We start from the raw sequence: 22,513 nt of genomic DNA on the forward strand, positions 1-22,513 counted from the left end.
AAGCCAGCTTCGAAGCCAAAAGCTCAAAAGCCACCCGACGCAAGTCGGGTGGCTTTTTTTCGTTCCGGCGTCGCAAGGAACGAGGTGTTGGCAATGAGCACCATGTGTGTGCACCCCCGGGGAACTCCCGTGCGGGCACGCACCTTGCACTGCTAGCATGCCCGATCACTTTGTTTGCTAATGATTGCCTTTGTACTGCGCCGCCTGATCCAGGCCGTGATCGTGATGATCGCGGTCGCGTTCATTGCCTTCCTCTTGTTTCAATACGTCGGCGACCCCGTCGTGTTCCTGCTGGGCCAGGATGCCAAGCCCGAGCAGATCCGTGAATTGCGCGCTGGCTTGGGGCTCGACAAGCCCTTCTTCGTGCAGTTCTGGCATTTCCTCGTCAATGCGGCCCAGGGCGAGTTCGGCCTGAGCCTGCGCCAGGGCGCCAAGGTCTCGCGCCTGATCGGCGAGCGCTTTCCGGCCACGCTCGAACTGGCGCTCGTCGCGGCCGTGCTGGCGCTCTTCGTTGGCATCCCGATGGGCGTCTACACCGCTCTGCGCCGCGGCACTTTCATGAGTCAGGTGTTCATGACGGTCTCGCTGCTCGGCGTGTCGCTGCCCACCTTCCTGATCGGCATCCTGCTGATCCTCGTCTTCGCGGTCACGCTGGGCTGGTTCCCGAGCTTTGGCCGAGGCGACACCGTGAAGTTCGGCTGGTGGACCAGCGGTCTCTTCAGCGCCGACGGCTGGCACCACATCGTGCTGCCGGCGGTGACGCTCGCGATCTTCCAGCTCACGCTGATCATGCGGCTGGTGCGTGCCGAGATGCTCGAGGTGCTGCGCACCGACTACATCAAGTTCGCGCGCGCCCGGGGCCTGTCGAACCGCGCGATCCATTTCGGACACGCCCTCAAGAACACGCTGGTGCCGGTGATGACCATCACCGGCCTGCAACTCGGCGGCCTGATCGCCTTTGCCATCATCACCGAGTCGGTGTTCCAGTGGCCCGGCATGGGCCTCCTGTTCATCCAGGCCGTGACCTTCGCCGACATCCCGGTGATGGCCGCCTACCTGTGCCTCATCGCGCTGATCTTCGTGGTGATCAACCTCGTGGTCGACCTGCTTTATTTCGTGGTCGATCCGCGTCTGCGCGTCGGCAAGGCGGGAGGGCATTGAACATGAGAGCAACAGCTTCTTCCACCGGCACCACTGCATCGGCTCCGCGCCTCCAGGCATCCGGCAGGGCCTTCGCGAACATCGCAAGCTTCTATCCCGAGCTCACGGCCTTCCGCCGTGACCTGCATGCACACCCCGAGCTCGGCTTCGAAGAGGTCTACACAGCCGGCCGCGTGCGCGAGGCGCTACGCGCCTGCGGCGTCGACGAGATCCATGAGGGCATTGGCAAGACCGGCGTGGTCGGCGTGATCCGCGGCAAGTCGACCGCCAGCGGCCGCATGATCGGCCTGCGCGCCGACATGGACGCGCTCCCCATGCGCGAGGACAACAGCTTCGGCTGGCGCTCCGCCAACGACGGCCTGATGCACGGCTGCGGCCACGACGGCCACACCGCGATGCTGGTCGGCGCCGCGCGCTACCTCGCCGAAACGCGCGATTTCGACGGCACCGCCGTGCTGATCTTCCAGCCCGGCGAGGAAGGCTTCGCCGGCGCGCGCGTGATGATCGAGGACGGCCTGTTCGATCGTTTCCCGGTCAACGCGGTCTACGCGATGCACAACTGGCCCGCGATGCCGGCCGGCACCGTCGGCATCAACCGCGGCGCGATGATGGCCGCGGCCGACCGCATCACGATCGAGATCAAGGGCAAGGGCGGCCACGGCGCGCATGCCTACCAGACCGTCGACCCGGTGGTGGTCGCCGCGCACATCATCACAGCCGCCCAGACCATCGTCTCGCGCAACGTGCGCCCCATCGACGCGGCCGTCGTCAGCATCTGCGCGGTGCAGGCGGGCGACCTCGGCGCGATGAGCGTGATTCCGGGCGAGGCCACGCTGGTCGGCACGGTGCGCACCTTCAGCGCGCGGGTGCAGGCCCAGGTCGAGCAGCGCCTGACCGAGCTCTGCACGGCGATTGCCGGCGGCTTCGGCGCCACCGCCGCCATCAAGTACGAGCGCATCTACCCGGCCACCATCAACACCGCGCCCGAGGCGATGTTCGCGGCCGACGTGGCCGAGTCGCTGGTGGGTGCCAAGAATGTCGAGCGCAGCATGGAGCCCAGCATGGGCGCCGAAGACTTCTCTTTCATGCTGCAGAAAAAGGCGGGCGCGTACCTGCGCATCGGCCAGGACGTGCGCGAAGGCGCCTTCCTGCACAACAGCCGCTACGACTTCAACGACGAGATCCTGCCGCTCGGCGCCGCGTTGCACGCGGGGCTGGTCGAGCAGGGCATGCCGCTTGCCGCTACCCGCGGCACGCAGCCAGGGAAAGCAGCCGCCACCGCGGCGTCGTGATGTGTTCGATTTCAACCCGAGGAGTGTTCCCATGAGTTTCAAGAAGAAAGCGGCCGCGGTCGCCGTCCTGTGCGCCCTGGGCGCCGCCAGCCTGGTCGCGAGCGCGCAGACCATCCGGATCGCGAACCAGGGCGACGCGCTGTCGCTCGACCCGCACTCGCTCAACGAGTCGCTGCAGTTGAGCGTCACCGCCAACGTCTATGAAACCCTCGTGGGGCGCAACAAGGACCTGAGCCTCGCGCCACTCCTGGCCACCAGCTGGAAGCAGACCTCGCCGAACGTCTGGCGCTTCGAACTGCGCAAGGGCGTGGTGTTCCATGACGGCACGCCGTTCACCGCCGACGATGTGGTGTTCAGCTTCGCGCGCGCCCAGGGCGACGGCTCCGACTTGCGCGCCACGCTGAGCGACATCAAGGCCGTGCGCAAGGTCGGCGACCTCGCCATCGAGATCGAGACCAACGGCCCCTTCCCGATCCTGCCCGACGTGATCTCGCTCACCATGATCATGAGCAAGAAGTGGTGCGAGGAAAACCAGGCCACCAAGCCGGTCGACCGCCGCAAGGGCATCGAGAACACCGCCTCGTTCAAGGCCAACGGCACCGGCCCGTTCCGCGTACGCGAGCGCCAGCCGAACGTGCGTACCGTGTTCACGCGCAACGGCACCTACTGGGGCAAGATCGAAGGCAACGCGCAAGAGATCGTCTTCACCCCCATCGCCAACCCTGCCACCCGCGTGGCCGCGCTGGTCTCGGGCGAAGTCGACGTGATGGAGCCGGTGCCCGTGCAGGACATCGCCCGCATCAACGCCGCGCCCAATGCCCGCGTCATCACCGGCCCCGAGCTGCGCACCATCTTCCTGGGCATGGACCAGAAGCGCGACGAGCTGCTGTACTCCAACATCAAGGGCAAGAACCCGTTCAAGGACAAGCGCGTTCGCCAGGCCTTCTACCAGGCCATCGACATCGCCGGCATCCAGCGCACTGTGATGCGCGGCGCTTCGCGGCCCACCGGCCTTCTGGTCGGCCCCGGCATCAACGGCTGGAGCGCCGAGCAGGACAAGCGCCTGCCCTACGACGTCGAAGCCGCCAAGAAGCTCATGGCCGAAGCCGGCTACGCGAGCGGCTTCGAAGTGACGATGAACTGCCCGAACGACCGCTACGTGAACGACGGCCAGATCTGCCAGAGCGTGGCCGCCAACCTCGCGCGCATCAACGTCAAGATCAACCTGGCCGCCGAGACCAAGGGCACCTACTTCCCCAAGATCCTGCGCCGCGACACCAGCTTCTACATGCTGGGCTGGACCCCGACCACCTACGACTCGCACAACGCGCTGAGCTCGCTCACCGCCTGCCCCGACGACAAGGGCACGGGCCAGTTCAACCTGGGTGCGTACTGCAATCCCAAGCTGGACGAGCTGACCAAGAAGATCCAGTCCGAGAGCGACAAGACCAAGCGCAACGAGCTGATCAAGGAAGCCTTCAAGCTGCATGCGGACGACATCGGCACGCTGCCGCTGCATCAGCAGTCGTTGGCGTGGGGCGTGAGCAAGAAGGTCGAGCTGGTGCAGCTGGCCGACAATTTCATGTACTTCAAGTGGATGAGCGTCAAGCCCTGATCGCCACGAGGGCCGTCACGGCGGCCTGACCATGGGCCCGCTTCTTGCGGGCCCATTCCTTTTGATTCACGATGAAAATTAACCCCCACGCTCCCCTTGCTGCGCAAGGTCCGCTGCCCCCCGAGGGGGCCGTTTTTCATCTTGGGGCGGCCCGGCAATGAAAAAAACTCTTGCCCGCTGGCTCGACAGCGACGTCGGCTACAGCTTCCGCACCTCGCCGGTGGCAATGGTGGCGGCACTGATCGCGCTCGTCTGCCTGTTCTGCGCGGCGTTCGCCGGATGGGTGTCGCCGCACAACCCCTTCGACCTCGCGACGCTCGAACTCGGCGATGCCCGCCTGCCGCCCGCATGGAGCGCCGAGGGTTCTGCCAAGTACCTGCTCGGCACCGATGACCAGGGCCGGGACATCCTCTCGGCCGTCATCTACGGCGCGCGCATCTCGATGATCGTGGGCGTGGTTTCCGTCGTGCTCTCGGTCGTCGTCGGCGTGGTGTTCGGCCTGCTGGCCGGCTTTCTCGGCGGCTGGCTCGATTCGTTCCTCATGCGCGTGTGCGATGTGATGCTGTCGTTCCCTCCCATCCTGGTCGCGCTGCTCATCGCCGGCGTCGGCCGCGCGCTCTTTCCGGGCGCGCACGAGTCGCTCGCCTTCGGGGTGCTGATCATTTCCATCTCGCTCACGGGCTGGGTGCAGTACGCGCGCACGGTGCGCGGCTCCACGCTGGTGGAGCGCAACAAGGAATACGTGCAGGCCGCGCGCGTCACCGGCGTTGCGCCGATTCGCATCATGCTGCGCCATGTGCTGCCCAACGTGATGGGGCCGGTGATGGTGCTGGCCACCATCCAGGTCGCGACCGCGATCATCACAGAGGCCACGCTCTCGTTCCTCGGCGTCGGCGTGCCGCCGACCTCGCCCTCGCTGGGCACGCTCATCAGCATCGGCAACCAGTACCTGTTCTCGGGTGAGTGGTGGATCACGGTGTTCCCGGGCCTGATGCTGGTGCTGATCGCGCTCAGCGTGAACCTGCTCGGCGACTGGCTGCGCGACGCGCTCAATCCGCGCCTGCGCTGAAGAGAAAAGGAGAACGCCACCATGACGCTGCTCCAGGTCCAAGACCTTGTCGTCGAGTTTCCGCATCGCCGCGGCACGCTGCGTGCGATCGACCGCATTTCCTTCGACATCGCGCCGGGCGAAATCCTCGGCGTGGTGGGTGAGTCGGGTGCCGGCAAGTCGCTCACGGGTGCCGCCATCATCGGCCTGCTCGAACCGCCGGGCCGCGTGGCCAGCGGGCAGATCCTGCTGGAGGGCCAGCGCATCGACAACCTGAGTTTCGATGCGATGCGCCCCATCCGCGGTCGCAAGATCGGCGCGATCTTCCAGGACCCACTGACCTCGTTGAACCCGCTCTACACCGTGGGCCGGCAGTTGATCGAGACCATCCGCGCGCACCTGCCCGTGACCGAATCCGAAGCCCGCAAGCGCGCCATCGGCTTGCTGCAAGACACCGGCATTCCCGCGGCCGAGCAACGCATCGATCACTTCCCGCACCAGTTCTCGGGCGGCATGCGCCAGCGCGTGGTGATCGCGCTCGCGCTCGCGGCCGAGCCCAAGCTCATCGTGGCCGACGAGCCGACCACCGCGCTGGACGTGTCGATCCAGGCGCAGATCATTCAGTTGCTCAAGCGCATCTGCAAGGACCGCGGCGCGGCCGTGATGCTCATCACGCACGACATGGGCGTGATCGCCGAGACCTGCGACCGCGTGGCCGTGATGTATGCCGGCCGCATCGCCGAGATCGGCCCGGTGCATGAAGTGATCCACCAGCCTTCGCATCCCTACACCTCGGGCCTGATGGCGTCGATTCCCGACATGGCGAGCGACCGCGAGCGGCTCAACCAGATCGACGGCGCAATGCCGCGGCTCAACGCCATTCCGGCGGGCTGTGCCTACAACCCGCGTTGCCCGCGAACCTTTGCGCGCTGCCTCACCGAGCGGCCCGAGTTGCTGCACGCGGGAGCCACGCGCGCCGCGTGCTGGCTGCACGACGCGGCCGACCCGCACCTCGGCCAGACCGAGATCGCGGCGAAACACCACGACGCGCTCGCGGCCGGCGAACGCGCCACGCCCGAAGCGGCCGAGCCCATCGCGGAGGTGACGCGATGAGCGCCGTGATCGAGCCCCGCAAGGACAACGCCACCGCGACGGCCGAGCCGCTCGTGGTCGCGCACGACCTGGCACGCACCTTTGACGTCTCGCCGCCCTGGCTCAACCGCGTGCTCGAACGCAAGCCGCGCGTGCTGCTGCATGCGGTGGACGGCGTGAGCTTCTCCATCGAGCGCGGCAAGACGCTCGCGCTGGTCGGCGAATCGGGCTGCGGCAAGAGCACCGTCGCGCGCCTCCTGGTCGGCCTCTATGCGCCCACGCGCGGCGGCCTGCAGTTCGATGGGCAGGACGCGCATGCCGCGTTCAAGACCCCCGAAGGCCGGAAGCTGCGCCGCCGCATCCAGATGATCTTCCAGGATCCGTATGCGAGCCTGAACCCGCGCTGGATCGTGGAAGACATCATCGGCGAGCCGCTGCGCGAGCACGGCATCCTGAGCGGCAAGGCCGAACTGCGCGAGCGCGTGGGCGAACTGCTCAAGTCGGTCGGCCTCTCGCCGCTGGATATGAGCAAGTATCCGCACCAGTTCTCGGGTGGCCAGCGCCAGCGCATCTCGATCGCCCGCGCGCTCGCCACGCAGCCCGAGTTCCTGGTGTGCGACGAACCCACCTCCGCGCTCGACGTGAGCGTGCAGGCGCAGGTGCTCAACATCATGAAGGACCTGCAGCGCGAGCAGGGCCTGACCTACCTCTTCATCTCGCACAACCTCGCGGTGGTGCGCCATGTGGCCGACCAGGTCGGCGTGATGTACCTGGGCCGGCTGGTCGAGGTGGCGGACAAGCAGAAGCTCTTCGCCGAGCCGCAGCATCCATACACCCGCATGCTGCTGGACGCGATCCCGCAGATGAAGCACACGGGGCGCCAGCGCACGCCGGTGCAGGGCGAGGTGCCGAATCCGCTGAACCCGCCGACGGGGTGCGCGTTTCATCCGCGCTGTCCGCATGCGAATGCGCGCTGCTCCGCGGAGCGGCCGAAGCTGCTGGGCATCAAGGGCGTGCAGGTGGCCTGCCACGCGGTGGAGGAAGGACGGCTGTGACGGCGGGCGGTCCGGTCGAATGGCCGGTGGGTTTTCCTTACCGGCCGCACCTGCGCTTCTGCTCGCTCGGCAACGAGAACGTTGCCGAGGTGATGGAGAGTTTCCGCATCGCCTGCGAGCGGCTCGGCTATGCAACTTCCATCGAAGCCACACCGAGCGTCGACAACGCCGACATCAATCTCTTTTTCTTCGCGATGGGCCTGGGCCTGCCCTCTGACGAGGACTTGCCGCCCAACGCCATCGTCGTCAACTTCGAGCCGGCGCTGCCTGAGCTGCTGGCGGAAATGCCCGGCTATCGCCGCCTGCTCCAGCGAGCCTGGGTGTGGGAGTACAGCCTCGAGAACCTGATGCACCACCAGGCCCTGGGCATCCTCAGGTCCGACTACGTGCCGCTGACCTTCGAGCCGCAAGCGACGCCCGTGATGCCGCAAGACCAGGTGCTGCCCGACGAAGCGCAGGACATCGACGTCATCTTCTTCGGCGAGACCATGCCCCGGCGTCTCGAGGTGCTGCGCGCGCTGGAAGCCGGCGGGCTGCGGGTGGCCTATCCCATCGGCACGGCATGGACGCCCGCGCAGCGCGATGCGCTGCTGCCGCGCGCCAAGGTCGGCCTGAACATGCGCAAGGCCGACCGCACCGCCACGGCGGAAGTGCCGCGCCTGTCCATCCTGCTGCGCAACCGCAAGGCGGTGGTGTCCGAGCTGTACCCCCATTCCGAGATCCCGGCGGCGCTGCGCGATGCGGTGGAAGGTTGCACGAAAGATGAGCTCGTGGAGCGGGTGCGCGCCCTGGTGGCCGATGCCCCGCGGCGGCGTGCGCTCGAAAAGGCAGGGCCCCTGGCGCTGATGCGCCTGCCGCCGCAGCAGGACGTGCTGGCCGAGGCGCTGCGCCGTTATCTCGCCGCGACCCGTCAGCGCCTGATCGGCAGTCAGGCCGTGACGGCCGGCTCCGGGGCCGCGGTGTCGGTGCTGATGGTCACGCGGAACGACGAAGCCAACGTGGTCGAGGCACTCGCCTCGATGGCGGCACAGACGCTGACCCCGCATCGGATCATCGTGGTGGACGACGCATCGACCGATGGCACGGCGGCGCTGATCCGCGACCGGATGCGGGCCGATCCGCGTCTTTCCGGACTGCTGTTGCTCCAGACTCCTGCGCCGATGGGTTGGGCGGCTGCGGCGCAATGGGGTCTCTCGCACGCAGAGGGCGATGCACTGGCCCTGTGGTCGCCGGGCGCGCCGAGCGAGCCGAACCGCCTGCAGGTGCAATCTGCTTTCCTGCAGGCGTCGCCGGCCGTCGGCGCCGTCGGCGCCTGCAGTCCGTCCGGGCTTCTACCGGAGATGCACCCGCAGATCCTGGCCGGGATGCTGGTCCACATGCCGTCCGACCAGCAGCCCATGCCGATGGGCAGCCTGATGCTGGCGTTTCCCCGCATCCGGCAACGCGGCCTCGGATTCGACGCCACGCTCGGCGACTTCGCCTGGATGGGGCTGCTGCTGGAACTGGTGCGCGACGGCGCCTTGCTGGCCAACCTGAATGTGGCGTTGCTCGGCCGCCCGAAGGCCCAGGTTCCAGCCCACCCGACAGCCGCTGACGTGATCGCGCTCGCCCATGTGCGCGAGCGCCTGCTGCCTCTGGTCTTTCCAGACCTGCCGTCGAGCGATGCCCGGCGGCTCGCGCGGCTCTACGGGCAGGAATGGGCGCCTGATGCATCGGACGCCACAGTCCTGCTGCGCGACATGGCCACCGCCTGCGAAAGCCACGACGACCCGCACGTCGCTACCGTGCTGCGCGGCGAATGCCTGCGTGTGCTCGACGTGTACGCACAGAACGCCCGTCTCGCGCCGGGCTACATCCGCGGGCTGATGGCAGAGCCCTTGCTGCGCGACTTCCTGGCCCCGCTGGGCGAGCGCATCTACAGCTTCGAGCCGGGCGGCACTTCCTGAACGTGTGCGTAAACGCACAGCCTGGATGTTGCAGCCGCTGCAAAGTGGCGCGGCAGACTTCGAAGAGACCATGGCAAGCAAGACGATCTTCTCCCTCCGGCCCGAGCCGATGACGCCCGCACCCGGGCGCCGCGGCTTCCTCATGGGGTCGGCGGTTGGCGCCGCCGCGGCATTGGCATCGCTCGCGACGCTGTCGCATGCGGCCGCCGGTGCTCCCTCGCGGCGGATGCCGGTCATCTTCATCGGCCACGGCACGCCGATGAACGCCATCGCCGACAACGCATTCACGCGCCGCTTGAACGCATGGGGGAGGGAGCTGCCGCCGCCCACGGCCATCCTCAGCGTGTCGGCGCACTGGCTGAGCCGCGGCGCGACCGGTGTCGGCATGCAGGCGAAGCCGAAGACGATCCACGACTTCGGCGGCTTTCCGCAGGCGCTGTTCGACGTCGACTACCCCGCGCCCGGGCATCCGGCGCTGGCCCGCGAAACTGTCGGCGTGGTGAAGCAGGCGCCGGTGATCGCCACCGAGCAATGGGGCCTGGACCATGGAACCTGGTCGGTGCTCAAGCACCTCTATCCGAAGGCCGATGTCCCCGTCTTCCAGCTCAGCATCGACTACGACAAGCCGGCGGCCTTTCATTACGCAGTGGGGCGCGATCTGGCCGCGCTGCGCGACAAGGGCGTGCTGGTGATGGGCAGCGGCAACGTCGTGCACAACCTGCGCGCCACCGACCGCGGCACCGTCGATGGGCCGAAGGCGAGCCGCCCGTGGGCGCAGTCCTTCGACGATGCGGTGAAGTCGGCGCTCGCAGGTCGTGATGACCGCGCGCTGATTGGCTATGAAAAGCTGGAGGGCGCATCGACCGCAGTCGCGACGCCCGATCACTACTTCCCCTTCCTCTACGCCCTCGGCGCTGCCGGAGAGGGCGAGCGCGCGAAGACGGTCTACGAAGGGTTCCAGTCCGGCACGCTCAGCATGCGCTGCGTGCAGTTCGGCTGAACGCTTACTGCTCTTCGCCCCACGCAAAGCCGTCGCGCGCGATCATCGCGCTCGATGCGCTCGGGCCCCAGGTGCCGGCCGCGTAGGGGCGCGGTCCGCCATCCGATTCCCAGCTGTCGATCAGCGGCTCCACCCAGCGCCATGCTTCTTCCTGCTCGTCGCTGCGCACGAACAGGTTCAGGCGCCCGTCGATCACGTCGAGCAGCAGGCGCTCGTAGGCGCCCACGCGCTCGGCGCCGAAGCGCTTGTCGAAGTCGAGGTCGAGCTGAACAGGTGCCAGTTGCGCGGCGGCGCTCTGGTTGCCGTTGGTGCGCTGGCGGTTGTCCTGGGCCTGCGCGAGCATGTGCAGCTCCAGGCCGTCCTTGGGTTGCAGGTTGATCACCAGCTTGTTGACGTTGCCTGTCGGCGCGCGGTAGATCGCATGCGGCGTCGGGCGGAAGTTGACCTCGATGCGCGCATCGCGCGACGCCAGGCGCTTGCCGGTGCGGATGTAGAACGGCACGCCGGCCCAGCGCCAGTTGGCGATTTCGGTGCGCAGCGCGACGAAGGTCTCGGTGCGGCTGTCGGGGTCGACGCCGGGCTCGTCGCGGTAGCCCTGCACCCGCTCGCCGTAGGCGGTGCCGGCGGTGTACTGGCCGCGGATCGCGTGCAGGCTCAGGCTCTCGGGCGTCCAGGGCTTGAGGGCGCGCAGCACCTTGAGTTTTTCGTCGCGGATCGCGTCGGCGTGCGAGTTGATCGGCGGCTCCATGCCGATCGCGCACAGCAGCTGCAGCGCATGGTTCTGCACCATGTCGCGCAGCGCGCCGGTCTGGTCGTAGAAGGCGCCGCGCTTCTCCACGCCCAGGTCTTCGGCGATCGTGATCTGGATGTTGGCGATGTGCTCGCGGCGCCAGATGGGCTCGAAGAGCGCGTTGCCGAAGCGCATCGCGAACAGGTTCTGCACCGAGGGCTTGCCCAGATAGTGGTCGATGCGGAAGACCTGCTTTTCTTCCAGCACCTTGCCCACGGCCGCGTTGATGGCGCGGTTCGATGCGAGGTCGTGGCCGAGAGGCTTCTCGAGCACGATGCGGGTCTTGGGGCCGTTGAGGCCGGCCGCTGCGATCTGTTCGACCACCTGGGTGAAGAGGGCGGGCGCCGTGGCCACGTACATCACGACCGTGGAGGCGTCGCGCTGCTTGAGCAGGTCGGCGAGCTTCGCGTAGTCGTCGGGCTTCGAGAGGTCCATGCGCAGGTAATGCAGCATCGACGCGAACTTCTTGAACTCTTCCGGAGAGGGGCGCTTGGCCCCTTCGACCGCGCTGAAGCGCGACTGGATCAACTCGCGGTACTGGTCGTCCGACAGGTCGTCCCGTGCCACGCCGACGATGCGTCCGTCCTGCGGGAGGCTGCCGTGCCGGAAGGCCTGGAACAGCGCGGGCATGAGTTTGCGCCACGCGAGATCGCCAGTACCGCCGAACAGAACGAGATCGAAGCTCATGAGAAAACTTTCCTTTGTCTGAGAAGGTGTGAACGAATCCGCCGTGCCCGCTCATCCCACCCAGGCGCCCCCGCTCGGCGTTGCAAATGCTCGCCATAGCCCGAGCTATGGCTGCGCTTTGCGCCTTGATCGGGCGCGCCTGGGCGGGCTGCTCGGACACGCCGAATTCATTCACACCTTCTGAATGCCGAGCAGGCCATGCGCCTGGAGGCGCCCGGGCTTGGCGGGACGCCAGTCGCGATGGTACTTGTACCGATTCCCGGGACTGGTACTAAAGCTACGCTGCCCTCCGGCCGCAGGGCCTTTTTTTGTGAGCGAGTCAGGGAAATACAAGATGAAGAGGCTTTTCTGCGTGGCGGCGCTGCTGGGGCTGTCGACCGCCGCATCGGCGCAGACCGTGAACGTGATCTGCTCCGTGCAGGCTGAATGGTGTGGCGCGATCGCCACCGTCTATGCCCGCGCCACGGGTGTTCGCATCAACATGGCGCTCAAGGGCTCGGATGAGGCGCTGGCCCAGTTGATCGCCGAGAAGGACAACCCCAAGACCGATGTCTGGTTCGGCGGCACGGGCGAACCGCACCTGCAGGCCGCCGAGCAGGGCCTCACGCTCGAATACAGGTCGCCCACGCTGGCGCAGTTGCATCCCTGGGCCCAGCAGCAGGCCAGGCAGTCGGGCTACAAGACCGTGGGCATCTATTCGGGGCCGCTGGGCTTCGGCTACAACCCCGAGCTGCTCGCCAGGAAGAAGCTGCCCGTGCCCAAGACCTGGGCCGACCTGCTCAAGCCCCAGTACAAGGGCGACATCCAGGTGGCCAACCCTGCATCGAGCGGCACGGCCTACACAATGATCGCCACGCTGGTGCAACTGATGGGCGAAGACAAGGCTTTCGACTACCTCAAGGCGCTGCACAGGAATGTGGGCCAGTACACCCGCTCGGGCACCGGCCCGATCAAGGCGGTGGCGCGCGGCGAAACCGCGATCTCCATCAGCTTCGTGCATGACGGCCCGGGCGAGAAGATGCAGGGCTTCCCGGTCGAGACCCTCACGCCGAGCGACGGCACCGGCGCCGAGATCGGCGCCATGAGCATCATCAAGGGCGCGCGCAACCTCGACGCCGCCAGGAAGTTCTACGAATGGGCGCTCACGCCCGCCGCGCAGGAACTGGGCGCCGCCAACAGGCAGTTCCAACTGCCGAGCAATGCGGGCGCCAGGCTCGACGCGCGCATCCCCGTTTTCAAGAAGACCAAGTTCATCGACTGCGACTACGCCAGGTACGGTGCCAGCACCGAACGCCAGCGCCTGATCGCGCGCTGGGAAAAGGACGTCAACTCGCTGCCCAGGTAGCAGGGTTTCTGTCGCATGAAACAATGGCGCCATGAACGTGGTTTTCGATCTTGGCGCCGTGCTGCTCGCATGGGAGCCCACACGGCTGGTACAGGCCCATCTCGCGCCTCACGCGCCCACTGAAGCCGCCGCCGCGGCGCTGGGCCGGGCGATGTTCCACCACGACGACTGGACCAGTTTCGACTGCGGCACCCGCACGCTGGACGATGCCATCGCCCGCATGGCGGCGCGGCTGTCGCTGCCGGCGGACCGGCTCGATGCCATGCTCGGCAACCTGGGCGAGCGCCTCGAAGCCATCGAAGTCACGGTCGACATGCTCGAGCAACTGTTCGCTCACCGCGAAGCGGGGCAGCCGCTGCGGCTCTATTACCTCTCGAACATGCCGGCGCCGTATGCGCGCGCGCTCGAGCGTCGGCACGCGTTCATGCGGCGTTTCGACGGCGGGGTGTTTTCGGGCGATGTGAAGTTCATCAAACCGGATCGTGAAATTTTCGAAGTGCTGGCGGTGCGCTACGCGCTCGACCCGGCGGAGACGGTGTTCATCGACGACTCGGCCCCCAACGTCGAGGCGGCACGCGCCTTCGGCTGGCAGGCGATCCACTGCACCGCGCCGGACATGCTGCCGGCGCAGCTCTCGCGCTATCTGCCGGTCAACACGACCTTGTCGGCGTCAAAGCCCAGGCTGCGCGCGTAGTCCAGCTCGACCTGCAGCGCCGCGTCGTCCAGCCGCGGCGCGCGCGACAGCACCCAGAGGTATTCGCGGTCGGGCGTGCCGACCAGCGCGACCTGGTAGTCGCGGTCGAGCTTCAGGATCCAGTAGTCCGCCCACACCATCGGGAGCCAGCCGAGCCAGGCCGGCGCAAAGCGCACTTCGAGGCGGCCCGCGCCGGGCTGGCCGGCCACGGGCACCACGCGCGCCGTGCCGATGGCCTCGTTGAAATTGCCGTCGGCCCGCACACAGCGGTTGAGCACCTGCACCGCGCCGTCGGGCTGCGGCGTGTATTCGGCTGTGACGGGGCCTGAACAGGTTTTCTGAAAGCGGTTGGGCAGGCGGGCCTGTTCGTGCCAGATGCCGGCATAGCGCTGCAGGTCGACGGGTGCCACCACTTGCAGCGGCGCGCGCATCAGCGGTGCGCCATCGGCCGGGCCGGCCGGCCGCACGCGGGCATTGCGCGCCGCACCCAATGCGAGCCAGGTCGCGACGCCGCCCACGACGAAAGCCGTGGCCATCGCGCCGATCGCCTGGCTGGTGCGGCGGTCGTCGAAAGCGGGGCCGGCAGGGGCTGCGGCTGGGCGTCGTTGGTGAGGGGACATGGGGCACTCCTGAAGGTAAGACGTTCGGCGTAAATCGCTCGTAACGTTCAGGGTAGCCCTGGCCGATGGCCGTGTGCCGTCAGTCACGGACCACAGCCCCTGTAGGGCGGGGCGGCCGACAACCCTGCGGGCAGCAGGCCGATGGAACCACGCGAAAACCCGTGCTACGGTGCGCATGAAAACATCGGCCGACGCGCAACTGCGTGCAGGACTTGTCACAACCCGCACAGGATAATGATTTCATGAACCAACTCGATGCCCTCCGCCAGTGGACCACCGTCGTCGCCGACACCGGTGACTTCAAGCAGCTCAGCGTTTCCAAGCCGCAGGACGCGACCACCAACCCGTCGCTGATCCTCAAGGCCGTTCAGAAGCCCGAATACCGCCCCCTGCTCGACGAGACCGTGAAGAAGCACGCGGGCAAGCCACTCGACGAAGTCATCGACCGCCTGCTGGTCAATTTCGGCACCGAAATCCTCCAGATCATTCCGGGCCGCGTCTCCACCGAAGTCGATGCGCGCCTCTCGTTCGACACCGCCGCCACCATCGCCCGCGGCGAGCGCATCGTGGCGCTCTACAAGGCCGAGGGCATCGACACCGAGAAGCGCCTGCTGATCAAGGTCGCCTCGACCTGGGAAGGCATCGAGGCCGCGCGCCAGCTCGAGCTCAAGGGCATCCGCACCAACCTCACGCTGCTGTTCTCGTTCGCGCAGGCCGTGGCCTGCGGCGCCGCGAAGGTGCAGCTGATCTCGCCCTTCGTGGGCCGCATCTACGACTGGTACAAGAAGTCGGCCGGCGCCAAGTGGGACGAAGCGGCCAGCGCGGGCGCCAACGATCCGGGCGTGAAGTCGGTGCGCGAAATCTTCGATTACTACAAGCAGCACGGCATCAAGACCGAGGTCATGGGCGCGAGCTTCCGCAATGTGGGGCAGATCCAGGCGCTGGCCGGCTGCGACCTGCTGACCATCAGCCCCGAGCTGCTGGCCGAGCTGGCAGCGAGCAACGAGCCGCTGGAACACACGCTCGACGCCAAGGCTGCAGCCAAGGGCGACGCGAAGAAGGTGAGCTACGACGAAGCTGGTTTCCGCTTCGCGCTCAACGAAGACGCGATGGCCACCGAGAAGCTCGCCGAAGGCATCCGCGCCTTCGCGGCCGACGCCGTGAAGCTCGAGAAGCTCATGCAGGAAAGCGGCAAGTAAACATGGCCGAGACCCACGGGACCCACGTGACCCAACGCTGCGACCGTGCGCCGGCCTGGGCGCAACTGCAGTCGTACTTCGAGACGGCGGGCCGCCAGTTCGACGTGCGCCATGCCTTCGTGGACGACGCGGTGCGCTTCGAGCGCTTCAGCCAGGAGGCGCCGTATGTGTTCGCCGACCTGTCCAAGAACCTGATCGACGTGCGCACCGAAGAACTGCTGCTCACGCTGGCCCGCGAATGCGGCCTCGAAGCACACCGCGACGCGATGTTCGCGGGCGAGCACATCAACAACACCGAAGACCGCGCCGTGCTGCACACGCTGCTGCGCGCGCCCGCCGATGCGAAGGTCGGCAAGACGGCCGACAAGCTGCGCGAAGTGCACGAGACGCTAGCCGCGATGCTGGCCTATGCCGAGAAGGTGCGCGGCGACCACACGATCACCGACGTGGTCAACATCGGCATCGGCGGCTCCGACCTCGGCCCGCAGATGGCGGTGCTGGCGCTCGCGGAGTTCGCGGCGCCGGGCAAGCGCTTTCATTTCGTCTCGAACGTCGACGGCCACGAGCTGGCCGGCGTGCTGCAAGGCCTGGCCCCGGAACACACGCTGTTCCTGATCGCCTCCAAGACCTTCACCACGACCGAGACGATGACCAACGCGCTCTCGGCCAAGCGCTGGTACGAGCAGTCGGGCGGCAACGACATCGCCGGCCACTTCGCCGCGCTCACGACGAATGTCGAAGCCGCGAACAAGTTCGGCATCGCCACCACCTTCGGTTTCTGGGACTGGGTGGGCGGCCGCTATTCGCTGTGGTCGGCCATCGGCCTGCCGATCGCGCTGGCCATCGGCGCCGACGGTTTCCGCCGGCTGCTCGCGGGCGCGCATGCGATGGACGAGCACTTCCGCACCGCGCCGCTCGAGAAGAACCTGCCGGTGCGCCTGGGCCTGCTCGATGTCTGGTATCGCAACTTCCACAAGTTCACGAGCCGCAGCATCGCGCCGTACCACAGCGCCCTGAAGCGCGTGCCGGCCTACCTGCAGCAGCTGGAGATGGAGAGCAACGGCAAGCAGGTCGATGCGAGCGGCAAGCCTGTGGCGTTCGGCACCTCGCCCGTGCTCTGGGGCGAGCCCGGCACCAACGGCCAGCACGCCTACTTCCAGATGCTGCACCAGGGCACGGACGTGATCCCACTCGAGTTCGTGGCGGTGCGCGATGCGGCGCACGACCTTGAAGGCCACCACCCCAAGCTGCTCGCCAACGCGCTCGCGCAGGCGCAGGCGCTGATGGTGGGCAAGCTGGACGACGGCGGCCACAAGAACTTTCCAGGCAACCGGCCGAGCAGCTTCTTCGTGTTCGAGAAGCTCACGCCCGAAGCGCTCGGCGCCTTCCTTGCGATGTACGAGCACCGCGTGTTCACCAGCGGCGCGCTGTGGGGCATCAACAGCTTCGACCAGTGGGGCGTGGAGCTGGGCAAGGTGCTCGCCAAGGACATCGAGCCGCGCCTCGCCTCGGGCGACGTCACGGGGCTCGACGCCTCGACGGCGGGCCTGCTCAAGCGCCTGAGTTCCTGAGGAACCTCAGGCCGCAGCGGTTTCGGCGGGCGCCTTCAAGGGCGCGCCGCCGCTGGCCATCCGCACGCACAGGTCGAAGGCCTGCTGCAGCCCTTCGATCTGCGCGATGCCCTTGCCGGCAATGTCGAAGGCGCTGCCGCTGGCCGATGTGGCCACGGGCACGGGCAGCCCGCCATGCAGCGTCACGCCCTGCTCGAAGCCCATGAGCTTCATCGCGATCTGGCCCTGGTCGTGGTACATCGACACCACCGCATCCACGTCGCCGCGGCGCGCACCGATGAACACCGTGTCCGGCGAGAACGGGCCGCGCGCGTCGTAGCCTTCGGCGCGCAGCTTCTCGATGGCCGGCGCGATGATCTCGATCTCTTCCATGCCGATGGAGCCGCCGTCGCCCGCGTGTGGGTTGAGCCCCGTCACCGCGATGCGCGGCTGCGCCACGCCCGCGCGGTGCAGCGCCTGCGCGATGATCTTCACCGCATCGCCCACGCCCTCGACCGTGATGTGGCTCGCCACGTCCTTGAGCGGAATGTGCGAGGTCACGCGCGAGGTCCACAGCGACCCGGTGAGATTGAACTCGCAGACGAAGCCCGTCACCGCAAAGCACTCCTGCATGTAGCGCAGCTCGTCCTCGTGCACGAGGCCGCCCAGGCGCAGCGAATGCTTGTTGAGCGGCGCAAAGACGATCGCATCGGCCTGGCCGCGCCGCACCGTCACCGTCGCGTATTCGAGCGCCTCGAACGAGGCCCGGCCCGAGCGCTCGTTCGATTCGCCGAGCACCGGCGCCTCGCCCTCCATCCAGTCACGCAAGTACAGGCTGAGCCGGCCGTCCTCGAAGCGCAGTTCGTCCAGGCTGTTGACCTGCAGCGGATCGAGCTTCACGCCGGTCACACGCTCGCCCTCGGCCAGCACGGCCGGGTCGGCGATCAGCAGCACGCGCGCGGCGTCCAGGTTGCGCTGGCGCGCGAGCAGCTTCACGGCCATCTCGGGGCCAACGCCGCTGGGGTCGCCCAGCAGCACGACGATGCGGGGCTTGGCGGAGATCACGCTCGGGGTTTTCGTTTGCGTTGACATGGGTCTGGAGGTTGAAGTGAGTGAGGGGAGGGCGGCCTCATTCGGCCTTGATGTTGGCGTCGCGCACGAGCTGGCCGTAGTGGTCGAACTCCTGCTTGTTCATCGCGGCGAAGGGGTCGCCGGTCAGCGTGCCGGGCTCGCCGCCCAGCGCCTTGATGCGCGCCTGCACGTCGACCAGCTTCAGCGTGCGCACGAGTTCGGCGTTCAGCCTGTCGACCGCGGGGCGGGGCGTTCCGGCCGTCACGTAGAGGCCGTACCAGGTGGACACGTCGGCGCCCTTGATGCCCTGCTCGGCGAGCGTGGGCACATCGGGCAGCTCGGGCGAGCGCTGGGGCGCGCTCACCGCCAGCGCGCGGAACTTGCCGGCCTTGATCTGGCCCATGGCCGAGGAGGTGCTGTCGAACATCATGTCGACCTCGCCCGAGATGATGTCGATGTGCGCCTGCGAGCTGCCCTTGTAGGGCACGTGGATCGACTTCATGCCCGTGGCCAGGTTGAAGGCCTCGCCGCCCACGTGCTGCGTGCTGCCGATGCCCGAGGATGCGTACTTGAAGCCGCCGGGCTTCGCGGCCATGGCGGCCACGAGTTCCTTCACCGACCTGTAGGGCGAGTTGGCCGAGACCACCAGCACGTTGGGCATGACGGCGACGAGGCCGATGGGCGTCAGGTCCTTCAGCGGGTCGTACTTGAGCTTGAGGATGTGCGGCGCCACCGCCTGCGCGGTGTTGGTGGCCAGCAGCAGCGTGGCGCCGTCGGCCGGCGCGCGCGCCGTGAGCTCGCCGGCGATGGTGTTGGAGGCGCCGGGGCGGTTCTCCACCGTCACGGGTTGCTTCAATACCGGCGAGAACTTGTCGGCCAGCACGCGCGCGAGGATGTCGGTGCCGCCGCCGGGGGAGGCGCCGACCATGATGCGAAGGGGCTTGTCGGGGTAGTTCGGCTGGGCGCCGGTGGTTGCCGCGGCCAACGTCAATACGGAAATGCTGGCCGCGCGGGCCAGGGAGGAAAGCTTCATCGGGTTGTCTCCTGCTTTGTTTGGCCCGAGCCTACGGAGCTTCACCCTCGCAATCCAATCGTAAAAGTCCGAAGCTTCATATACTTTTGTGCATGACCGATGCGACCCAGGGCCTGACCGATGCCTCGCTGATGCTCCATGTGCGGCCGCGCCAGTTGCTGCTGCTGGCCCGGCTCGACGCCCACCGCCACCTCGGGCGCGCGGCCGAAGCCATGAACATCAGCCAGCCCGCCGCCACCAAGCTGCTGCAGCAGCTGGAGGACTCGCTCGGCGAAAAGCTCTTCGAGCGCCTCGCGCGCGGCATGGAGCCCACGCCCTACGGCGAGATCCTGATCCGCTACGCCCGCCGCGTACTCAGCGACTTCGGCACCGCCCGCGAGGAAATGCTCGCACTGCGCTCGGGCCTGAGCGGCGCGCTGCGCGTGGGCAGTGTGCCGGGCGCGGTGCCCGAGCTGCTGGCGCCGGCGCTGGTCGAGTACCGCCGGCGCCATCCGCAGGTGGCCGTGTCGGTGGTGGTCGAGACCAGCGATGTGATGCAGGCGCAGCTGGAGCAGGGCGACGTCGACCTCGTGCTGGGCCGGCTCACCGACGGCCATGACGAGGCAAAGTATTCGAGCGTGCCGCTGCTGGGCGAGTCGATGGTGGTCGTGGTGCGCACCGCGCACCCGGTGTTCGAGCGCACGACCGTCACGCTGGCAGACATGGCGAACTGGTCCTGGGTGCTGCAGCCGCCGGGTTCGCCGCAGCGCGGGCGCTTCGAGGCGGCGATGCGGGAGGCCGGCATCCAGACGCGGCTCGACATCATCGAAACGGCATCGCCCATCGCCATCACCGCCCTGCTCGAAAACTCCGACATGGCCGCCGTGATGCCGGCCTCTCAGGCCAACCACTATGCGCGGCTGGGCGTGCTGCGCACGGTGCCGCTAGAGCTGCCGGTGCGCGTGCCGCCCATCTGCCTCATCACCCGCGAGGACCGGGCGCTGTCGCCGGCGGCCGCGCAGTTCCGGCGCCAGTTGCTGGGCGGCGGTACCTGAAGTTCGCCTGAGGCCTTTGGCTTGCGGTTTTCCATGCTGTGTTGCACCAATTAGGGAATTCACTAGCCAACCAGTGCATGAAAGTACTGGAGGTAACCGTCGAAGTACCAAAACCGCAACTGAGTTTCTCCAGAATCCCCCCACGGCGACCCGACAACAAGAGGGCGTCGCTCACCTCTAGGAGACAACATGAAGCGTTTTCTGAAAGCGGGCCTCGTCCTCGCACTCCTCGGCACGGGGCTCGTGTCCCAGGCCGCCACCGAACTCGTGATCGCGACCGTGAACAACGGCCACATGATCGAGATGCAGAAGCTCACGCCCTTCTTCGAGAAGGCCAACCCCGACATCAAGCTCAAGTGGGTGACGCTGGAAGAAGGCACGCTGCGCCAGCGCGTGACCACCGACATCGCCACCAAGGGCGGCCAGTTCGACGTGATGACCATCGGCCTGTACGAGGCGCCGATCTGGTCCAAGAAGGGCTGGCTGCAGCCCATCGCCACCGACGCCGCCTATGACGCGGACGACCTGCTGCCCGCCATCCGCGCCGGTCTTTCCTACGAAGGCAAGCTCTACGCGGCGCCGTTCTACGGCGAGAGCTCGATGCTCATGTACCGCAAGGACCTGGCCGACAAGGTCGGCTTCCAGATGCCCGAGCAGCCCACCTGGGCACAGGTGAAGGAACTGGCCGGCAAGATACACGACCCGAAGGCGGGCGTGTACGGCATGTGCCTGCGCGGCAAGCCGGGCTGGGGTGACAACATGGCCTTCCTCACGACGCTGGTCAACACCAACGGCGGCCAGTGGTTCGACATGCAGTGGAAGCCGCAGATCGACACCAAGCCGTGGAAGGATGCGATCACCTTCTATGTCGACCTGATGAAGGCCTATGGCCCGCCGGGCGCCTCGGCCAACAGCTTCAACGAGAACCTGGCCCTCTTCAACGAAGGCAAGTGCGGCATGTGGGTGGACGCGACCATCGCTGCATCTTTCATCAGCGATCCGAAGCAGTCGAAGGTGGCCGACAAGGTCGCGTTCGCTCAAGCTCCTGTGGCCGTGACGCCCAAGGGCGCCAACTGGCTGTGGACCTGGAACCTGGCCATTCCCGCCAGCTCGACCAAGGGTGCTGCCGCGCAGACCTTCGTGAAGTGGGCGACCTCCAAGGAATACGTCAACCTCGTCGCCAAGGAACACGGTTGGGGCACTGTGCCCACCGGCACGCGCAAGTCGACCTATGCGAACCCCGAGTTCCAGAAGGTGGCCAAGTTCGCCGCGGCCGAGAAGAAGGCCATCGACAGCGCCAACCTGAGCGACAGCACGCTGCCCAAGTCGCCTTACGTCGGCGTGCAGTACGCGGCCATTCCCGAGTTCCAGGCGATTGGCACCGGCGTGGGCCAGCAGATGAGCGCGGCGCTGTCGGGCAAGGTCACGGTCGACCAGGCGCTGAAGACTTCGCAGACGCTGGCCGAGCGCGAGATCAAGAAGTCGGGCCAATACAAGTAAGCCCGGGCTTTACTCCCTCCCCTTCCGGGGGAGGGTAGGGGTGGGGGCACGCGGCGCATCAAACCGCCGTGGTGGTCGATCAGGGAGCCCCCATCCCCGTCTTCCCCCAAAAGGGGGAAGGAGCCAGAGACAACAAGAAGGGACCTCCTCATGAAAAGACTCCTGCCCCGGGCCCTCATGGCGCCCGCCGTGCTCACGCTCTTCCTCTGGATGATCGTGCCGCTGTTGATGACGTTGTACTTCTCCTTCGTGAACTACAACCTCATGCAGCCCGGCGAACGAACGTTCGCGGGCATCGAGAACTTTCGCTACTTCGTCACCGATCCGGACTTCTGGCCCGCCACGTGGAACACGCTGCTGCTCATCGGCAGCGTGATCGTCATCACCGTGGTGTTCGGCGTGCTGCTCGCGCTGCTGGTGAACGAGCCCTTCCCGGGCCGCGGCATCGTGCGGGTGCTTTTGATTTCGCCGTTCTTCGTCATGCCCGCAGTCAACGCGCTGCTGTGGAAGCACATGATGATGAACCCCATCTACGGTGTGCTGGCCGACGTGTGGCGCTTCTTCGGTGCCACGCCCGTCGACTGGCTCACCGATGTGCCGCTGCTCTCGGTGATCATCATGGTGGCCTGGCAGTGGCTGCCCTTCGCCTGCCTCATCTTCATCACCTCGCTGCAGTCGCTCGACCGCGAGCAGATGGAAGCCGCGCGCATGGACGGCGCGAGTTCCCTCCAGCGCTTCTTCTATCTCACCATCCCGCACCTGGGCCGGCCGATGGCGGTGG

General features: G+C 67.2%; 19 protein-coding genes. 15 read left to right on the forward strand and 4 right to left on the reverse strand.

The genetic code is table 11. From position 1 onward, the window contains the following. Positions 1-180: 180 nt before the first annotated feature. From NU688_RS19235 to ygiD, 8 genes are all read left to right on the forward strand, one after another. Positions 181-1,161 carry an ABC transporter permease gene (locus NU688_RS19235; RefSeq protein WP_257862387.1) on the forward strand — a complete coding sequence of 327 codons (981 nt, stop codon included), beginning with the start codon at positions 181-183 and terminating at the stop codon, positions 1,159-1,161. A 2-nt stretch (positions 1,162-1,163) separates the two neighbouring features. Further along, on the forward strand, positions 1,164-2,453 hold the full coding sequence (locus NU688_RS19240) for a M20 aminoacylase family protein (RefSeq protein ID WP_257862388.1): 1,290 nt from the start codon (positions 1,164-1,166) through the stop codon (positions 2,451-2,453). Positions 2,454-2,484: 31 nt separating this feature from the next. After that, positions 2,485-4,068, forward strand: a complete 1,584-nt coding sequence (locus tag NU688_RS19245; protein ID WP_257862389.1) for an ABC transporter substrate-binding protein — start codon at positions 2,485-2,487, stop codon at positions 4,066-4,068. A gap of 157 nt (positions 4,069-4,225) precedes the next feature. Further along, positions 4,226-5,137, forward strand: coding sequence for an ABC transporter permease (locus NU688_RS19250; protein WP_206177437.1), 912 nt, complete (start codon positions 4,226-4,228; stop codon positions 5,135-5,137). A gap of 21 nt (positions 5,138-5,158) precedes the next feature. Next, positions 5,159-6,229, forward strand: a complete 1,071-nt coding sequence (locus NU688_RS19255; protein ID WP_257862390.1) for an ABC transporter ATP-binding protein — start codon at positions 5,159-5,161, stop codon at positions 6,227-6,229. After that, positions 6,226-7,263, forward strand: a complete 1,038-nt coding sequence (locus NU688_RS19260) for an ABC transporter ATP-binding protein (protein WP_257862391.1) — start codon at positions 6,226-6,228, stop codon at positions 7,261-7,263. Before NU688_RS19255 ends, NU688_RS19260 begins: the two co-directional genes overlap by 4 nt. Then, positions 7,260-9,209 carry a glycosyltransferase family A protein gene (locus NU688_RS19265; protein WP_257862392.1) on the forward strand — a complete coding sequence of 650 codons (1,950 nt, stop codon included), beginning with the start codon at positions 7,260-7,262 and terminating at the stop codon, positions 9,207-9,209. Before NU688_RS19260 ends, NU688_RS19265 begins: the two co-directional genes overlap by 4 nt. Positions 9,210-9,279: 70 nt before the next feature. After that, positions 9,280-10,209, forward strand: coding sequence for a 4,5-DOPA dioxygenase extradiol (gene ygiD / locus NU688_RS19270; protein WP_257862393.1), 930 nt, complete (start codon positions 9,280-9,282; stop codon positions 10,207-10,209). Positions 10,210-10,213: 4 nt separating this feature from the next. On the opposite strand, the gene zwf is transcribed toward ygiD, so the two are convergent. Next, positions 10,214-11,686, reverse strand: a complete 1,473-nt coding sequence (gene zwf, locus NU688_RS19275; protein ID WP_257862394.1) for a glucose-6-phosphate dehydrogenase — start codon at positions 11,684-11,686, stop codon at positions 10,214-10,216. Positions 11,687-12,020: 334 nt separating this feature from the next. On the opposite strand from zwf, the gene NU688_RS19280 reads away from it, so the two are divergent. Together NU688_RS19280 and NU688_RS19285 are read left to right on the forward strand one after the other, a co-directional pair. Further along, on the forward strand, positions 12,021-13,031 hold the full coding sequence (locus tag NU688_RS19280) for an ABC transporter substrate-binding protein (protein WP_257862395.1): 1,011 nt from the start codon (positions 12,021-12,023) through the stop codon (positions 13,029-13,031). A gap of 31 nt (positions 13,032-13,062) precedes the next feature. Then, positions 13,063-13,725, forward strand: a complete 663-nt coding sequence (locus NU688_RS19285) for an HAD family phosphatase (RefSeq protein WP_257862396.1) — start codon at positions 13,063-13,065, stop codon at positions 13,723-13,725. On the opposite strand, the gene NU688_RS19290 is transcribed toward NU688_RS19285, so the two are convergent. Further along, positions 13,671-14,345: a lipocalin family protein gene (locus tag NU688_RS19290; protein WP_257862397.1), complete on the reverse strand. Its 675-nt coding sequence runs from the start codon at positions 14,343-14,345 to the stop codon at positions 13,671-13,673. The genes NU688_RS19285 and NU688_RS19290 overlap by 55 nt on opposite strands. A gap of 242 nt (positions 14,346-14,587) precedes the next feature. On the opposite strand from NU688_RS19290, the gene tal reads away from it, so the two are divergent. After that, positions 14,588-15,544 (forward strand): transaldolase, encoded by a 957-nt coding sequence (gene tal / locus NU688_RS19295; protein ID WP_257862398.1) that lies wholly within the window; start codon positions 14,588-14,590, stop codon positions 15,542-15,544. A gap of 2 nt (positions 15,545-15,546) precedes the next feature. Next, entirely contained in the window at positions 15,547-17,115 is a 1,569-nt protein-coding gene (pgi, locus tag NU688_RS19300) for a glucose-6-phosphate isomerase (protein ID WP_257862399.1), read from the forward strand. Between the two features lie 6 nt (positions 17,116-17,121). On the opposite strand, the gene NU688_RS19305 is transcribed toward pgi, so the two are convergent. After that, positions 17,122-18,186 (reverse strand): 4-hydroxythreonine-4-phosphate dehydrogenase PdxA, encoded by a 1,065-nt coding sequence (locus tag NU688_RS19305; protein ID WP_257862400.1) that lies wholly within the window; start codon positions 18,184-18,186, stop codon positions 17,122-17,124. 37 nt (positions 18,187-18,223) lie between these two features. Further along, entirely contained in the window at positions 18,224-19,198 is a 975-nt protein-coding gene (locus tag NU688_RS19310; protein ID WP_257862401.1) for a tripartite tricarboxylate transporter substrate binding protein, read from the reverse strand. A gap of 92 nt (positions 19,199-19,290) precedes the next feature. Between NU688_RS19310 and NU688_RS19315 the strand changes: the two genes are divergently transcribed. The 3 genes from NU688_RS19315 to NU688_RS19325 form a co-directional block, all read left to right on the forward strand. After that, entirely contained in the window at positions 19,291-20,232 is a 942-nt protein-coding gene (locus tag NU688_RS19315; RefSeq protein ID WP_257862402.1) for a LysR family transcriptional regulator, read from the forward strand. A gap of 189 nt (positions 20,233-20,421) precedes the next feature. After that, the gene (locus NU688_RS19320; protein ID WP_257862403.1) at positions 20,422-21,732 is read left to right on the forward strand and encodes a sugar ABC transporter substrate-binding protein; all 1,311 of its coding nucleotides are present in this window, start codon (positions 20,422-20,424) and stop codon (positions 21,730-21,732) included. A gap of 150 nt (positions 21,733-21,882) precedes the next feature. After that, positions 21,883-22,513, forward strand: a 631-nt coding sequence (locus NU688_RS19325; RefSeq protein ID WP_257862404.1) for a carbohydrate ABC transporter permease, incomplete at its 3' end; no start/stop codon positions are given.

It is taken from the genome of Variovorax sp. ZS18.2.2 (assembly GCF_024701975.1).
Taxonomy (GTDB): domain Bacteria; phylum Pseudomonadota; class Gammaproteobacteria; order Burkholderiales; family Burkholderiaceae_C; genus Variovorax.

Bases quoted from the DNA above. Each gene is read 5' to 3' on its own strand.
- NU688_RS19235 (WP_257862387.1), top strand. From the start codon at position 181: ATGATTGCCTTTGTACTGCGCCGCCTGATCCAGGCCGTGATCGTGATG.
- NU688_RS19240 (WP_257862388.1), top strand. From the start codon at position 1,164: ATGAGAGCAACAGCTTCTTCCACCGGCACCACTGCATCGGCTCCGCGC.
- NU688_RS19245 (WP_257862389.1), top strand. From the start codon at position 2,485: ATGAGTTTCAAGAAGAAAGCGGCCGCGGTCGCCGTCCTGTGCGCCCTG.
- NU688_RS19250 (WP_206177437.1), top strand. From the start codon at position 4,226: ATGAAAAAAACTCTTGCCCGCTGGCTCGACAGCGACGTCGGCTACAGC.
- NU688_RS19255 (WP_257862390.1), top strand. From the start codon at position 5,159: ATGACGCTGCTCCAGGTCCAAGACCTTGTCGTCGAGTTTCCGCATCGC.
- NU688_RS19260 (WP_257862391.1), top strand. From the start codon at position 6,226: ATGAGCGCCGTGATCGAGCCCCGCAAGGACAACGCCACCGCGACGGCC.
- ygiD (WP_257862393.1), top strand. From the start codon at position 9,280: ATGGCAAGCAAGACGATCTTCTCCCTCCGGCCCGAGCCGATGACGCCC.
- zwf (WP_257862394.1), bottom strand. From the start codon at position 11,686: ATGAGCTTCGATCTCGTTCTGTTCGGCGGTACTGGCGATCTCGCGTGG.
- NU688_RS19280 (WP_257862395.1), top strand. From the start codon at position 12,021: ATGAAGAGGCTTTTCTGCGTGGCGGCGCTGCTGGGGCTGTCGACCGCC.
- NU688_RS19285 (WP_257862396.1), top strand. From the start codon at position 13,063: ATGAACGTGGTTTTCGATCTTGGCGCCGTGCTGCTCGCATGGGAGCCC.
- NU688_RS19290 (WP_257862397.1), bottom strand. From the start codon at position 14,345: ATGTCCCCTCACCAACGACGCCCAGCCGCAGCCCCTGCCGGCCCCGCT.
- tal (WP_257862398.1), top strand. From the start codon at position 14,588: ATGAACCAACTCGATGCCCTCCGCCAGTGGACCACCGTCGTCGCCGAC.
- pgi (WP_257862399.1), top strand. From the start codon at position 15,547: ATGGCCGAGACCCACGGGACCCACGTGACCCAACGCTGCGACCGTGCG.
- NU688_RS19305 (WP_257862400.1), bottom strand. From the start codon at position 18,186: ATGTCAACGCAAACGAAAACCCCGAGCGTGATCTCCGCCAAGCCCCGC.
- NU688_RS19310 (WP_257862401.1), bottom strand. From the start codon at position 19,198: ATGAAGCTTTCCTCCCTGGCCCGCGCGGCCAGCATTTCCGTATTGACG.
- NU688_RS19315 (WP_257862402.1), top strand. From the start codon at position 19,291: ATGACCGATGCGACCCAGGGCCTGACCGATGCCTCGCTGATGCTCCAT.
- NU688_RS19320 (WP_257862403.1), top strand. From the start codon at position 20,422: ATGAAGCGTTTTCTGAAAGCGGGCCTCGTCCTCGCACTCCTCGGCACG.